The organism is Streptomyces capoamus (assembly GCF_014654935.1).
Taxonomy (GTDB): Bacteria; Actinomycetota; Actinomycetes; order Streptomycetales; family Streptomycetaceae; genus Streptomyces; species Streptomyces capoamus.
Map to the genome: position 1 here is coordinate 148,038 of NZ_BNBF01000011.1, position 13,802 is coordinate 161,839.

Here is a 13,802-nt window from a genome sequence, read left to right on the forward strand (position 1 = left end):
CGCAGCACCTCCCGCTCGCGCGGGGTGAGGGCCTCCACCAGCCGCTCGCTCTCGGTGCGGTGCTTGCGCGCCGCCGTCAGCTCCTTCAGCACCCCGGTGAGCAGCGCGGGCGGCAGGTGCGTCTCGTCGCGCAGCACCCCCCGGATCACCGTCAGCAGCCGGGACAGCGAGCAGTCCTTGGCGACCCAGCCGGAGGCCCCGGCCTGCAGCGCGAGGGCCGCGCGGCGCGGATCGTCCTTCTCGGCGAGGACGACGATCCGTACGGCGGGCTGGGCGGCGCGCACCCCGGTGACCAGGGAGATGCCGTCGACCAGCCCGTCCTCGTCGCCCTCCTGCACCGGGACGGCCGGTCGGCCGCCGGGCAGGTTGCCGCCCAGGTCGGCGTCGGCCAGGAGCACGTCGTAACGGCGGCCCTCGACGGCTGCGCGCTCCAGGCAGCGCAGCGCGGCCGGGCCGCTGCCGGCGGCGGAGACGTCGACGTCGGGCTCGGCGGCCAGGGCAGCGGCCAGCGACTCGGCGAAGATGCGGTGGTCGTCCACGACCAGGACTCGGATACGAACCACGAAACCCCCTTCCCCAGGCTCCGCGTGGAGCAGGGGATACCAAGGTCCGGAAGGCTCCGGAACAGGCAGGTCCGGAAAAACGCCCGGAAAAGGATCCGGAGAACGACGACCTGCACGGGTACGGCACCCGCGGACAGGGAAGCGCGCCGCACGGCCGCCGCCGTTGCGGACACTGCTACCCCCACCGCGGGTGTCGTACCCGCCTGTCTCGCCCCCTGAGCGGCACCGGCCCCCACCGGTGCTGTTCCTCAGAGTACGGACGGGAGCACACAGCGGAAGCAGATTTGCAGAACTGCCCGTCCAGGGCGTTTATGGTGTGCCGCATGTTTCGTATTGAGGCGGAAGTCGACAGAGGCCGACGTGATCTGCTCCGCTCGCGGCTGCGGGACGCCAACACGGCGGCGTCCCCGGTCCTCGCGGCACTGCGCGGCACGCCCGGTGAACGCGAGGTCCCCCTCCACGTGTGGGCGATGGACACCGCCGACGGCCTGGCCGGCGGACTGGTCGGCCACACCTGGACGAACTGGCTGCACATCACCTACCTGTGGGTGGACGCCGCACACCGCGGCACGGGCCTCGGCTCCCGCCTCCTCGCCGAGGCCGAACGCATCGCCACCGCCCGCGGCTGCACCGCCGCCCGCCTGGAGACCTGGGACTTCCAGGCACCGCACTTCTACCGCAAACAGGGCTACGAGGTGGTGGGAGTGGTCCCGGACTACCCACCGGGCATCACGGAATACACCCTGACCAAGCACCTGCCCTGACGTGCCCCCGGCGGCGGGCGGGGGCGGCCCCGTGCGCGGTCCTCGCGCGCACGGGGCAGGCGGGCCGGTCAGAGCAGGCGGTGGGCGCCCGGGGAGGGGACCGCTTCGAAGACCCGGGGGGCCGTGAAGGCCGCTGCCGCGAAGGCCTCCTCGACGGCCTTGGTGAGGGTGTCGACCTCGGTGGCCTCGGCCAGGACGACGGCCGAGCCGCCGAAGCCGCCGCCCGTCATGCGGGCACCCAGGGCGCCGTGCGCGAGGGCGGTGTCGACGACCAGGTCCAGCTCCGGGCAGGAGATGCGGAAGTCGTCGCGGAGCGAGGCGTGGCCCTCGGTGAGCACGGGGCCGATCGCGCGGGTGTCGCCGGCCCGCAGCAGGGCGACGGTGCGTTCGACCCGTTCGTCCTCCGTGACGACGTGGCGGACCAGGCGGACGACCTCCTCCTCGTCGCCGAGCCGGGCGAGGGCCGCGTCGAGTCCGGCGTAGGGGATGTCCCGCAGGGCGTCGACGCCGAGCAGGGCCGCGCCCTTCTCGCAGCCGGCCCGGCGCTTGCCGTACTCGCCGCCGCTGTGGGCGTGCTTGACCTGGGTGTCCACGACGAGCAGGCGCAGGCCCTCGGCCGCCAGGTCGAAGGGGATCTGCTGCTGGGACAGGTCACGGGTGTCGAGGAAGAGCGCGTGGCCCGGCTCGCAGCAGGCCGACGCCGTCTGGTCCATGATGCCGGTCGGGGCGCCGACGTAGACGTTCTCGGCGCGCTGGCACAGGCGGGCCAGCTTCCAGCGCTGCAGGCCGAGGTCGTACAGGTCGTTCAGCGCTAGGGCGACCACGACCTCCAGCGCCGCGGACGAGGACAGGCCGGCGCCCGTCGGGACCGTGGACGCGAGGTGGATGTCGGCGCCGGTGATCGCGTGGCCCGCTTCCCGCAGGGCCCAGGCCACGCCCGCCGGGTACGCCGTCCAGTCCCGGTCGCTCTCCGGGGCGAGGGCGTCGAGCCGCAGCTCGGCGGGGCCGCCCCCGGTGTCCGCCGAGTGCAGCCGCAGGATCCCGTCGGTGCGCCGGGAGACCGCCGCGACCGTCCGGTGCGGCAGCGCGAACGGCATGACGAAGCCGTCGTTGTAGTCGGTGTGCTCGCCGATCAGGTTGACCCGGCCCGGCGCCGCCCACACGCCCTCCGGCCGGGTTCCGTACAGCTCGGCGAAGCGTTCGGCGACCTGCTGTGCCCCCACTAGTGCTCCCTCGTGATGCTCTGCGCGAACTCCCACGCGTCCGCGACGATCCCCGCGAGATCCGCGCGGGTCGGGTTCCAGCCCAGTTTCTCGCGGGCGGTGTCCGCGGCGGCGACCAGGACCGCCGGGTCGCCGTCCCGGCGGGGGGCGGCCACCTCGGGGATCGGGTGGCCGGTGACCTCGCGGACGGTCTCGATGACCTGGCGGACGGAGAAGCCGTTGCCGTTGCCGAGGTTGCAGATCAGGTGTTCGCCCGGCCGGGCGGCCGTGAGGGCCAGCAGGTGGGCGTCGGCCAGGTCGGCGACGTGGATGTAGTCGCGGACGCAGGTGCCGTCGGGGGTCGGGTAGTCGTCGCCGTAGACCGAGATCGCCTCGCGGCGGCCCTGGGCGACCTGGAGGACCAGCGGGATCAGGTGCGACTCGGGGTCGTGCCGCTCGCCGTACGCGCCGTACGCGCCGGCGACGTTGAAGTAGCGCAGGGACACCGCGGCCAGGCCGTGGGCGACCGCCTCGCTGGTGATCATGTGGTCGACGGCGAGCTTGGAGGCGCCGTAGGGGCTGGTGGGCCGGGTCGGGGCGGTCTCCCGGATCGGGGTCCGCTCCGGCTCCCCGTAGGTGGCCGCGGTGGAGGAGAACACCAGCGTGCCCACGCCCGCCTCGCGCATCGCGGCGAGCAGCGCCATGCTGCCGCCGACGTTGTTCTCCCAGTACTTCTCCGGCTGCACCACCGACTCGCCGACCTGCGAGAACGCGGCGAAGTGCAGCACGCCGTCGAAGGAGGCGTCGAGCCACTTGGCGGCGTCGCGGATGTCGCCCTCGACGAAGGCCGCGCCGGCCGGCACGCCCGCGCGGAAGCCGGTGGAGAGGTTGTCGAGGACGGTCACCTCGTGGCCGGCCTCCAGCAGGTGCTGGGCCACGACACTGCCGACGTATCCCGCGCCACCCGTCACCAGGTACTTCATGAACTCGCTACCTCTCGCAGTCGCTCGGCCGCGCGCTCCGGCGGCACGTCGTTGATGAACACGTTCATGCCGGACTCGGAACCCGCGAGAAACTTCAGCTTGCCGGAAGTGCGGCGGATGGTGAAAAGCTCGAGGTGCAGCGCGAAGTCGTCGCGCGTCACGCCGTCGAACTCCTCCAGCGCGCCGAACGGGGCCTGGTGCCAGGCCGCGATGTACGGGGTCGGGGGCTCTCCCACAGAGTTCTCCCCTCCACCCCACCCGTCGAAGATCCGGTCGAAGCGCCTCAAGAGTTCCAGGTAGACCTGGGGGAATTCTGTGCGGGCCGCCTCGTCCAGCGCGAGCAGGTCGGGCACGCGGCGCTTCGGGTACAGGTGGACCTCGTACGGCCAGTGCGCCGCGTACGGCACGAAGGCCGCCCAGTGTTCACCCTCAAGGACGACCCGCTCGCCGGCGAGTTCCCTCTCCAGGACGGCGTCGAACAGGTTCTGTCCGCCGGTGGCCTCCTTGTGGGCGGCGAGCGAGCGGAGCATCAGCGCGGTGCGGGGGGTGGTGAAGGGGTAGGCGTAGATCTGTCCGTGCGGGTGGCCGAGGGTCACGCCGATCTCGGCACCGCGGTTCTCGAAACAGAACACCTGCTCGACGGAGGGCAGGTGCGACAGCTCCGACGTGCGGTCCGTCCACGCGTCCAGCACCAGCCGCGCCTGTTCCCCGGTGAGGCCGGCGAAGGAGGCGTCGTGATCGGAGGTGAAGCAGACCACCTCGCAGCGGCCGGAGTCGCCGGCGAGGGAGGGGAACCGGTTCTCGAAGACGACGACGTCGTAGGAGGAGTCCGGGATCTCGCTCAGCCGCTCGCCGCGCGTCGGGCACAGGGGGCACTCGTCGGCCGGCGGGTGGTAGGTGCGGCCCTGGCGGTGCGAGGCGACGGCGACGCTGTCGCCGAGCAGCGGGTCGCGGCGGATCTCGGACGTGGTGACCGTACGGTCCAGCGGGCGCCGGTCGACCGCGTCGCGCACGGTGTCGTCCCGCAGGTCGTAGTAGATCAGTTCACGACCGTCGGCCAGCCGGGTCGAGGTCTTCTTCACGCCGGACTCCTTGTTCGGGCCCTACGGGTGTGTCCGCACCCAATCACTCAACACAACCAAACATAACAGATCACAACTCGACAACACCTCGGTCGATCACAATCAAACAAAGAACACCAGTCAGAGTGTTCAAATAACGAACACGGCGGCGTAGGTTCCGCTCTGGATCAGTTCGCGCAACGAAGCGAATTCTCATGCAAACCCCCACATACGCCCCCACCCCACTGGCGGCGGAGCTACGGCTCCCCACCAACTGGCTGGACTACACGATCCTGGCGATCTACTTCGTCGTCGTCCTCGGCATCGGCTTCGCCGCCCGGCGCTCGGTGAAGACGAGCCTCGACTTCTTCCTCTCCGGACGCTCGCTGCCCGCGTGGATCACCGGTCTGGCCTTCATCTCGGCGAACCTGGCCGCCACCGAGATCCTCGGCATGGCCGCCAACAGCGCCCAGTACGGCGCGTACACCGTGCACTGGTACTGGGTGGGCGCCATCCCCGCCATGGTCTTCCTCGGCCTGGTGATGATGCCCTTCTACTACGGCAGCAAGGTCCGCTCGGTCCCCGAGTTCCTGCTGCTGCGCTTCGACCGGGCCGCCCACCTGCTCAGTTCGATCCTGTTCGCGTTCGCCGCCATCCTGATCGCGGGCGTCAACCTCTACGCCCTCGCGATCGTCGTCGAGGCCCTGCTCGGCTGGCCGCAGTGGGTCGCCATCGTCGTCGCCGGCGCCTTCGTGCTGGCGTACATCACCCTGGGCGGTCTGTCCTCGGCGATCTACAACGAGGTGCTCCAGTTCTTCGTGATCCTCGCCGCCCTCATCCCGATCACGATCCTCGGCCTGAAGAAGGTCGGCGGCTGGGGCGGGCTGACCCACAAGCTCACCGCGGCCCACGGCCCGGACTTCACCACGGCCTGGGGCGGCACCGGCATCGGGCACGCCAACCCGCTGGGCGCCAACTGGCTCACCATCGTGCTCGGCCTCGGCTTCGTGCTCTCCTTCGGCTACTGGACCACCAACTTCGCCGAGGTGCAGCGCGCCCTGTCCGCGAAGAACCTCTCGGCCGGACAGCGGACCCCGCTGATCGCGGCCTACCCGAAGATCTTCATCGTCTTCCTGGTGATGATCCCGGGCCTGGTCGCCGCCGCGCTGATCCCGAAGTTCGGCACCGCCGGCTCCGGCTACCAGTACAACGACGCCATCCCCTTCCTGATGCAGGAGCTGCTGCCCAACGGTGTGCTCGGCATCGCCGTCACCGGTCTGCTGGCGGCCTTCATGGCCGGTATGGCGGCGAACGTGTCGTCGTTCAACACCGTGTTCACCAACGACATCTGGGCCAAGTACGTGGTGCGCGGCCGCGAGGACGCCTACTACGTGCGGTTCGGCCGGCTGATCACCGCGATCGGCGTCGCCGCCTCCGTCGGCACGGCGTTCCTGGCGTCCTCGTTCTCGAACATCATGAGCTACCTCCAGACGCTGTTCTCCTTCTTCAACGTGCCGATGTTCGTCGTCTTCATCGTCGGCATGTTCTGGAAGCGCGCGTCCGCCAAGTCCGGCTTCTGGGGCCTGCTCGCCGGCACCGTGACCGCGATGGTCAACTACTTCGTGTTCTACAAGAAGGGGATCATCTCGATCCCCTCCGACCAGGGCGCCAACTTCGTCTCCGCGATCGCGGGCTTCGTCGCCGGCGCGGTCGTGATGGTCGCCGTCTCCCTGTTCACCGAGCCGAAGCCGGCGCAGGAGCTCCAGGGCCTGGTCTACGGCACCCGCTCCCCCGGCATGTCCGAACCGCCCGCCGAAGGCGACGACGCGTGGTACCGCAAGCCGGCCCTGCTGGGCTGGGGCGCGGTCGTGCTGGCCGCCGCCTGCTACATCCCGTTCTCGTTCTGACGCGGGAGGATCGAGGAAACCATGACCGAGCATCCTGAGCAGCCGCGCCGTCCGCTGCACTACACCGAGGACGACGTCCAGCGGGAGGTCTCCGAGCTGGAGACCAAGTCCGCGACCGCCGCCCGCATCTTCGACCTGCGCCGCATCATCGGCGGACTCTTCGTCGTCTACGGCGTCATCGTCACGATCACCGGGATCACCGACTCCCAGGCCGCGATCGACAAGGCCGAGGGCGTCAACATCAACCTGTGGACCGGGATCGGCATGCTGCTCCTGGGCATCTTCTTCCTGGCCTGGCTGAAGCTGCGGCCCACGCCCCCGCCGCTTCCTCCGGAGGGTCTGCCGGAGGAAGAGCCGGGCGAGTGACACCGGGGCGGACAGCGCCGTAGGGGTGCGGGCTGCCCGCCGGCCGCGGGGGCGCGGGGGCTGGTCGCGCAGTTCCCCGCGCCCCTTCGGGGCGCACTACTGCGGGCCGGGGTGCAGGTGGCCCGCGCGGTCCAGGAGGCCCGTTCTCGCGGCCAGCGCCGCCGCTTCCAGTCTGGAGCCCACGCCCAGCTTCATCAGGACCCGCTGGACGTGGGTGCGCGCGGTGCTCGGGGCGATGCCCATGCCCGCCGCGATGCGCCGGGTGTCCTCACCGTCGGCGACCCGGACCAGCACCTCCACCTCACGCGGCGTCAGCATCCCCAGCAGCCGCTGCGCCTCGTCGTCGGGCTGGGCCGCCGGGTTCAGCAGCTCGCCGAACGCGTCCTGGAGCAGCAGCGGAGCAACGGCGGCCTCACCGGCCCGGGCCTTCATGATGGCCCGCTCGACCCCCTCGATCCGCTCGTCGTGCCGCACGTACCCCGACGCCCCCGCGGCGAAGGCCGCCGCGATCCCGCGCGGCGACGGCACCGGGCCCAGCACCAGCACCGCCACCTGCGGACGCTCGCGCTTGATCTTCACCACCAGGTCGAAGACCCCCGGTTCGGCCGGCGCCGCCGTACCCAGCAGGCACACCTCGGGCGCCCGCGCGATCACCAGATCCGCCGCGCCCGCGGCCGGCGCCGCCGCCGCGACCACCCGGTGCCCGCGCAGCTTGAGCGCCGACGCCAGCGCCTCCGCGAGCAGCCGATGGTCGTCGACGACCATGAGCCGCACTCCCATAGACCAACCCCCCAGTCCCCCAGGCACCCCCGCCCTTCATGCCCCCGGAAGCTACACGCTTGTTCGACGTCGCGCTGCCCCTCTCCATGAGAAGTGCCCCGGATCGATGAAATCCGGGGCACTCCTCGGCAAGACACTCATTCGGGTGATACCACGGCGTCAGTCGCCGGTGCCGAACGCCATCACCAGGTACTCCTTGCTGTACGACGACATGTTCCGCTCCTTGGCCCACACGGCGGACATGTACAGCCGGCCGTGGCCGAAGCGCAGCTCCGCGTACTCCGGCAGCAGGTTGGCCTCGGAGTCCCGCACGCTCTTCGTGGCGGGGTTCTCCAGCAGCTCGACCGCCTTGAACGAACCGCCGTCGATGCTGACGACCTGGCCGCCCTTGTCGTACGGCGGCGCCTTGTAGGCGAGCAGGTTGCCGCCGTCCATGCGCAGCGGGGAGAACGTCCAGCCGTCGCCGGCCTCGGCGCGCTGGCCGGTCGGCTTGCCGGTCTTCAGGTCGAAGGCGACGATCTCGTTCGTCTTGCTGAAGTCGCCCTTGCCGTCGTGCGACTCGGTCGCCAGGTACAGCCTGCCGTTGCCCGCGACGACCTGCTTGCAGTCCTCGACCCGGGTGATGCCGTCGCAGCGGCCCGCGTAGGTGTCGCCGGGTGCGGGGATGCGGGCGAGCAGTGTGCCGGTCCTGCCGTCGATGGAGAAGTAGTCCGAGACACCGCTGCCGTCGCCCGCGCTCTGGCCGACGTCGGCCGCGATCACCAGCGGGTCGGTGGAGACGATGGAGGCGTACTCGACGCCGTCCGGCATCTTGTACTCGGAGTTCACCTTCCCCGTGCCCGGGTCGATGGTCTGGATGTGCAGCTGCGGATCGTCGTAGGTGCCGCACTTGCGCACCGCGACCAGCCGGGTGCCGCCGCCGTACCCCTCGTCGTGGCAGGTGTCGTCCGGCTTGGGCTGCCAGAGCGTCTTGCCGGAGGCGATGTCGAACGCGGCGCCGCCGTCTCCGCCGCCGACCGCGACGGTGTGCTGGGCGACGGTCACGTTGGAGAAGGTGACCGGGAAGTCACCGGACTTGACCGACTTGGTCCACAGCCGCTTCCCGGAGGCGAGGTCGACGGCGGAGACCTGGCTGCAGCCCGCGGAGGAGCCCTTGGCGGGCATCTTCGGCTGGAAGGCGACCGCCGTGCGGCCGTCCTCGTCGACGTGGGCGGTGGTCGCGCACACCGGGCCGGGCAGCTTCAGCGTCCACAGCTTGGTGCCCTTGGCCGGGTCGTAGCCGACGATCTCCGCGATGCCGCTCTTGGCGTACACCGTGTCCGTCAGCCAGGAGCCCATGGTGCTGACCGTGTCGTCCGCCTTGGGCAGCGGCACCTCGAAGAGCACCTTGGCGGCCGGGTCGGACGGCGCCTTCTCCTTGCCGCTCCCGCCGGCCGTGCCGCCGGAGCCCTTGCCGTGCGAGCCGCCGGTGCCGCCGGAGGAGGAGGAGGAGGAGGCGGTGTGCTCCGGGTCGTCGTTCCCGGAGGACTTGGCGTACCAGATGCCGCCGCCGACGATCAGCGCAATGGCGACGACCGCGGCGACGACGATGAGCAGCGCGGTGTTGTTCCGTCCGCCGCCCGCCGCCGGCTGGGGCTGCATCGGCACGGTCGGCGGCTGGCCCGGGTAGCCGTACCCGGGCTGCGCGCCGTGCATCGGCTGCGTGGGCTGGGCGTAGGGGTTGTGCGGCTGGGCGTACGGGTTCTGCTGCGCGCCGGGGTAGCCGTACCCGGGCTGGGCCGGCGGCTGCGGGGGCGGGACCGGCGGGTAGCCGTAGCCCGGTTGCGGCGGCTGCGGGGGCTGGTTCGGCGGCTGCGGGGGCTGGTTCGGCGGCTGCGGGGGCGGCTGGGTCATGGCGGGGTACCTCGAAGGCGCGGGAAGGCCGTACGGCGAAGGGGACTCGGGTGGGGCGGACTGCGGCCGGCTCAGTTGCCGAAGGCCATCACCAGCTTCTCCTTCGCGTCGTCGTCGCCGGACAGCCGGCCGGCGGAGACGAAGAGCCGCCCGCCGGTCCAGTCCACGACGCCGTCGTAGAAGGTGTTCTCCGCGTCGGCGGCGCCCTGCGGGTTCTGCAGCAGCCTGGTCACCGGGTGCGAGGAGCCGGCGACCGGCACCGACACGACCTGGCCGCCGGCGTCGTACGACGGCTGCACGTACGCGACGAGCTTGCCGCCCTCGACCTTCACCGGTGACATCGGCTCGTCGGCCGGGGACTTCACCCGCCACTTCGCCTTGCCGTCGGCCAGTCCGATGGCGACGATCTCGTTGGCCCTGCCGGTGGCGTCGGTCGGCAGGTAGAGGGTGTCCGCGTCGACCGCGACACCCTGGCAGCCCTGCAACTCGCGCTCCAGGACCGCCCAGCCGCAGCGGGGGGCGAACTTCTCGTTCACCTCGACCTCCGAGCGGAACTTGCCGTTCTTGGTGAAGGTGGAGATGTTCCAGGCCTTCTTGTCCCGGTTGGTCAGGTAGACCACGAGCGGGTCGACCGAGTACGTCCGGGTGACCTCCCAGCCCTTCTTGAGCTGCTGGGTCCAGCGCACCTTGCCGGTGGCCGGGTCGAGTTCCTGGATCTCCTCGTGCTCCTTGCCGGTGCCGGCGCCGCAGGAGGCGACCTGGATCAGCCGGCCGGTGCCGCCCGCGTAGGCGGTGGGGAAGCAGGCCGCGCCGTACTTCTTCTTGTCGTACAGCTTCTTGCCGCTGCCGATGTCGTACGCCGTGCCCGACTGGGAACGGCCCACCATCAACGTCGACCCGCTCACCGTCAGTTCGACGTTGAGCGCGCTGTCGAACAGTCCGCCGTCGGCGACCTCGGCGCTCCAGCCCTTCTCGCCGGTGCGCAGGTCGAGCTGCTGGAGCTGGTTGCACTTGGCGCGGTCGCCGCCGCTGTTCAGGTACGCCACCACGACCTTGTCGTCGGCGGACTTGTCCTGGGTGACGGCGCAGATCTTCTGCGGGAAGGTCACCGGCCCCCAGGCGGTGCCGCCGTCGGCGGCCTTGAAGGCGAAGACCTGCTTGTACGCCGCCTTCACCGCCGTGTCGCCGCTGAACCACATGCCGGGCGCGTCGGCGCCGGAAGCCGGGGCGTCGGGCGCCGGCTTGTACCAGAGGACCTTCGCGTCCCCGGCCCGGCGGCCCTCGTTGAGGTGCTCGGGGTCGTCGCCGCCGGACGCGGTCGGCGAGGCGGTGGCGGAGTGCTTGGGGTCGTCGCTCCGCTGGGCGACCGGCTTCTTGCCGCCGCCGTCGTCGCCGCCCTGGCCGGTGACCGCGACCACCGTGCCGCCGACGACCAGCAGCGCGGCCACCGCGCCGCCGACGATCAGAGCCGTCTTCTTGCGGGAGGCCGGCTTCCCGGGGAAGGGACCGCCGGGCGCGACGCCGGGCCCGCCCGGGTACGGCGGCTGCTGCGGGTGGCCGTAGCCGGGCTGCGGGGTGCCGTACGGCCCCGGCTGCTGCGGGTAGCCGTAGGGCCCCGGGGCGGCGGCGCCGTACGGGCCGGGCTGCGGGGGTTGTGCGGGGTGGCCGTAACCCGGCTGGGGCGGTGGCGGGGAGCCCGCGGGCGGCTGCGGGGGCGCGGCCGGCGGCGGGGGCGCGCCGAACCCGCCCTGGGCCGGCGGGGTCTGGGGAGCGGCGCCGAACCCGCCCTGCGGCGGCGGGCTTTGAGGAGCGGCGCCGAACCCGCCCTGCGGCGGCGGGCTCTGGGGAGCGGCGCCGGAACCGCCCTGCGGCGGCTGCGGGGCCGGGCCGAAGCCTGCCCCCTGCGGCGGCTGGTCCTGCGGCGGTCCGAACCCGCTCTGCGGCGGCTGGTCGGGCGGCTGAGTCATCAGCGCTCTTCCCCCTCGTTCACTGATTTTTAGCCACGCCCCGAGGTTCGTGACAGCCCCAAGGTCGCTTACAGACAGTTCTCAGACGGCTCTTTCTATCACCCGGCACAGACAGCACACGGGGCCGCGTCCTCCCCTGTTTCCAAGGGCGGACCGGCCCGTGATGCCGCTGTTATGCGCCTTCACTCCCCCTTCACGCGGCGCACGCGCCCCCCTTCGTGCGCCGCGTGGCGGGCGAGTGGAATTCAGGCGTCCTCTGCCAGTTCCAGCCAGCGCAGCTCCAGTTCCTCCCGCTCCCCGGCGAGGTCCCGCAACTGGGCGTCCAGTTCGGCCACCTTCGCGAAGTCGGTGGCGTTGTCGGCGATCTGCGCGTGCAGCCTGGACTCCTTCTCGGAGACCTTGTCCAACTGGCGCTCGATCTTCTGGAGTTCCTTCTTCGCGGCCCGCTGGTCGGCGGCGCTCTTCTCCGCGGTGACCGGCCTGGGCGCCGCCGCGGCGGACTGCGCGGCGACCGCCTCCTCCATCCGCTGCCTCCGCTCCAGGTACTCGTCGATACCGCGCGGCAGCATCCGCAGGGTGCCGTCGCCGAGGAGGGCGAACACCCGGTCCGTGGTGCGCTCCACGAAGAACCGGTCGTGGGAGATGACGATCATCGAGCCGGGCCAGCCGTCGAGGACGTCCTCGAGCTGGGTGAGGGTCTCGATGTCGAGGTCGTTGGTGGGCTCGTCCAGGAAGAGGACGTTCGGCTCGTCCATGAGCAGGCGCAGCAGCTGCAGCCGCCGCCGTTCACCGCCGGAGAGGTCCCCGACCGGCGTCCACTGCTTCTCCTTGCTGAAGCCGAACGTCTCGCACAGCTGCCCGGCGGTCATCTCCCGCCCCTTGCCGAGGTCGACGCGCTCCCGCACCTGCTGCACGGCCTCCAGCACCCGCCAGGCCGGGTCGAGTTCGGCGACCTCCTGGGAGAGGTAGGCGAGCTTCACCGTCCGGCCGACGACGACACGCCCGCCGGCGGGCTGCCGCTCACCCTCCGTACGCGCCGCGTCGGCCATGGCCCGCAGCAGCGAGGTCTTCCCGGCGCCGTTCACCCCGACGAGACCGATCCGGTCACCGGGGCCGAGCTGCCACGTAATGTGCTTGAGCAGCACCTTCGGCCCGGCCTGCACGGTGACGTCCTCCAGGTCGAAGACCGTCTTGCCGAGCCGCGAGGAGGCGAACTTCATCAGCTCGCTGCTGTCCCGGGGCGGCGGCACGTCCGCGATCAGCTCGTTGGCGGCCTCGACGCGGAAGCGCGGCTTGGACGTACGGGCCGGGGCGCCCCGCCGCAGCCACGCCAGCTCCTTGCGGACGAGGTTCTGCCGCTTGGTCTCCTCGGTCGCGGCGATCCGCTCCCGCTCCGCGCGCGCGAAGACGTAGTCGGAGTAACCGCCCTCGTACTCGTACACGTCGCCGCGCTGCACGTCCCACATGCGGGTGCAGACCTGGTCCAGGAACCACCGGTCGTGCGTCACGCACACCAGCGCCGAGCGGCGGTTCTGCAGGTGCTTCGCGAGCCAGGCGATGCCCTCCACGTCGAGGTGGTTGGTGGGCTCGTCCAGGACGAGCAGGTCCTGCTCCTCGATGAGCAGCTTGGCCAGCGCGATCCGGCGCCGCTCGCCACCGGAGAGCGGTCCGATGACGGTGTCCAGGCCCTTGGGGAAGCCCGGCAGGTCCAGCCCGCCGAAGAGTCCGGTGAGCACGTCCCTGACCTTGGCGTTGCCGGCCCACTCGTGGTCGGCCATGTCGCCGATGACCTCGTGGCGGACGGTGGCGGCGGGGTCGAGGGAGTCGTGCTGGGTGAGCACGCCGATCCGCAGCCCGCCGGAGTGCGTGACCCGGCCGGTGTCGGCCTCCTCCAGCTTGGCGAGCATCCGGATCAGGGTGGTCTTGCCGTCGCCGTTGCGGCCGACGACGCCGATCCGGTCCCCCTCCTGCACACCGAGCGAGACACCGTCCAGCAGGGCACGGGTGCCGTACACCTTGCTGACGTTCTCGACATTGACCAGGTTGACGGCCATTTCACTCCTGTGCGCGGGGCTGTGACGGTGTGCGGCTCCGCCGCGGGGTCGACCTTCTAGCGTAGGGCCTGCGGGGGTGAGGGCGGGGCGCGAGGGGGTTGTCACTCTTTGTGATGACGTGATCGGGACTCTGCCGCTACCGTGGAGGGCAGGCACCAGGATCTTGTCCATGGGAGGAACCATGACAGCCCAGCCTGCTGAGCAGTCGGGATGGCGGATGCCCCCGATGGACGGCTACACCGTCGATGACCTGCTCACCCTG

Annotated in this window: 11 protein-coding genes and 1 pseudogene; 4 read left to right on the forward strand and 8 right to left on the reverse strand. The window is 71.4% G+C overall.

The features are described 5' to 3' along the window. Positions 1–563: response regulator (locus IE312_RS19175; protein WP_229900129.1), on the reverse strand; the 563-nt coding region annotated here is incomplete at its 3' end. A gap of 323 nt (positions 564–886) precedes the next feature. On the opposite strand from IE312_RS19175, the gene IE312_RS19180 reads away from it, so the two are divergent. Further along, on the forward strand, positions 887–1,327 hold the full coding sequence (locus IE312_RS19180; RefSeq protein ID WP_229900131.1) for a GNAT family N-acetyltransferase: 441 nt from the start codon (positions 887–889) through the stop codon (positions 1,325–1,327). Between the two features lie 68 nt (positions 1,328–1,395). Here IE312_RS19180 and galK read toward each other — a convergent pair whose 3' ends face one another. From galK to galT, 3 genes are read right to left on the reverse strand one after another with little or no spacing between them, the layout of a single operon-like run. After that, positions 1,396–2,550, reverse strand: a complete 1,155-nt coding sequence (gene galK / locus IE312_RS19185) for a galactokinase (RefSeq protein WP_189983371.1) — start codon at positions 2,548–2,550, stop codon at positions 1,396–1,398. Beyond that, the gene (gene galE / locus IE312_RS19190) at positions 2,550–3,512 is read right to left on the reverse strand and encodes a UDP-glucose 4-epimerase GalE (protein ID WP_189983373.1); all 963 of its coding nucleotides are present in this window, start codon (positions 3,510–3,512) and stop codon (positions 2,550–2,552) included. Before galE ends, galK begins: the two co-directional genes overlap by 1 nt. Next, positions 3,509–4,594, reverse strand: a complete 1,086-nt coding sequence (gene galT, locus IE312_RS19195) for a galactose-1-phosphate uridylyltransferase (RefSeq protein WP_189983375.1) — start codon at positions 4,592–4,594, stop codon at positions 3,509–3,511. Before galT ends, galE begins: the two co-directional genes overlap by 4 nt. A 194-nt stretch (positions 4,595–4,788) precedes the next feature. On the opposite strand from galT, the gene IE312_RS19200 reads away from it, so the two are divergent. Continuing rightward, a complete protein-coding gene (locus tag IE312_RS19200) occupies positions 4,789–6,480 on the forward strand; it encodes a sodium:solute symporter family protein (RefSeq protein WP_189983377.1) in 1,692 nt (563 codons plus the stop codon). 21 nt (positions 6,481–6,501) lie between these two features. Beyond that, a complete protein-coding gene (locus IE312_RS19205) occupies positions 6,502–6,846 on the forward strand; it encodes a hypothetical protein (protein ID WP_189983379.1) in 345 nt (114 codons plus the stop codon). 96 nt (positions 6,847–6,942) lie between these two features. Here IE312_RS19205 and IE312_RS19210 read toward each other — a convergent pair whose 3' ends face one another. The 4 genes from IE312_RS19210 to IE312_RS19225 form a co-directional block, all read right to left on the reverse strand. Further along, on the reverse strand, positions 6,943–7,626 hold the full coding sequence (locus IE312_RS19210) for a helix-turn-helix transcriptional regulator (protein ID WP_189983381.1): 684 nt from the start codon (positions 7,624–7,626) through the stop codon (positions 6,943–6,945). Positions 7,627–7,785: 159 nt separating this feature from the next. Next, positions 7,786–9,519 carry an outer membrane protein assembly factor BamB family protein gene (locus tag IE312_RS19215; RefSeq protein WP_189983383.1) on the reverse strand — a complete coding sequence of 578 codons (1,734 nt, stop codon included), beginning with the start codon at positions 9,517–9,519 and terminating at the stop codon, positions 7,786–7,788. Between the two features lie 71 nt (positions 9,520–9,590). Continuing rightward, positions 9,591–11,486: an outer membrane protein assembly factor BamB family protein gene (locus tag IE312_RS19220; protein WP_189983385.1), complete on the reverse strand. Its 1,896-nt coding sequence runs from the start codon at positions 11,484–11,486 to the stop codon at positions 9,591–9,593. A 245-nt stretch (positions 11,487–11,731) separates the two neighbouring features. Next, a complete protein-coding gene (locus tag IE312_RS19225) occupies positions 11,732–13,540 on the reverse strand; it encodes an ABC-F family ATP-binding cassette domain-containing protein (RefSeq protein WP_189983387.1) in 1,809 nt (602 codons plus the stop codon). Between the two features lie 181 nt (positions 13,541–13,721). Here IE312_RS19225 and IE312_RS40880 point away from each other — a divergent pair. Next, a pseudogene (locus IE312_RS40880) lies at positions 13,722–13,802 on the forward strand (Uma2 family endonuclease); the annotation flags it as partial.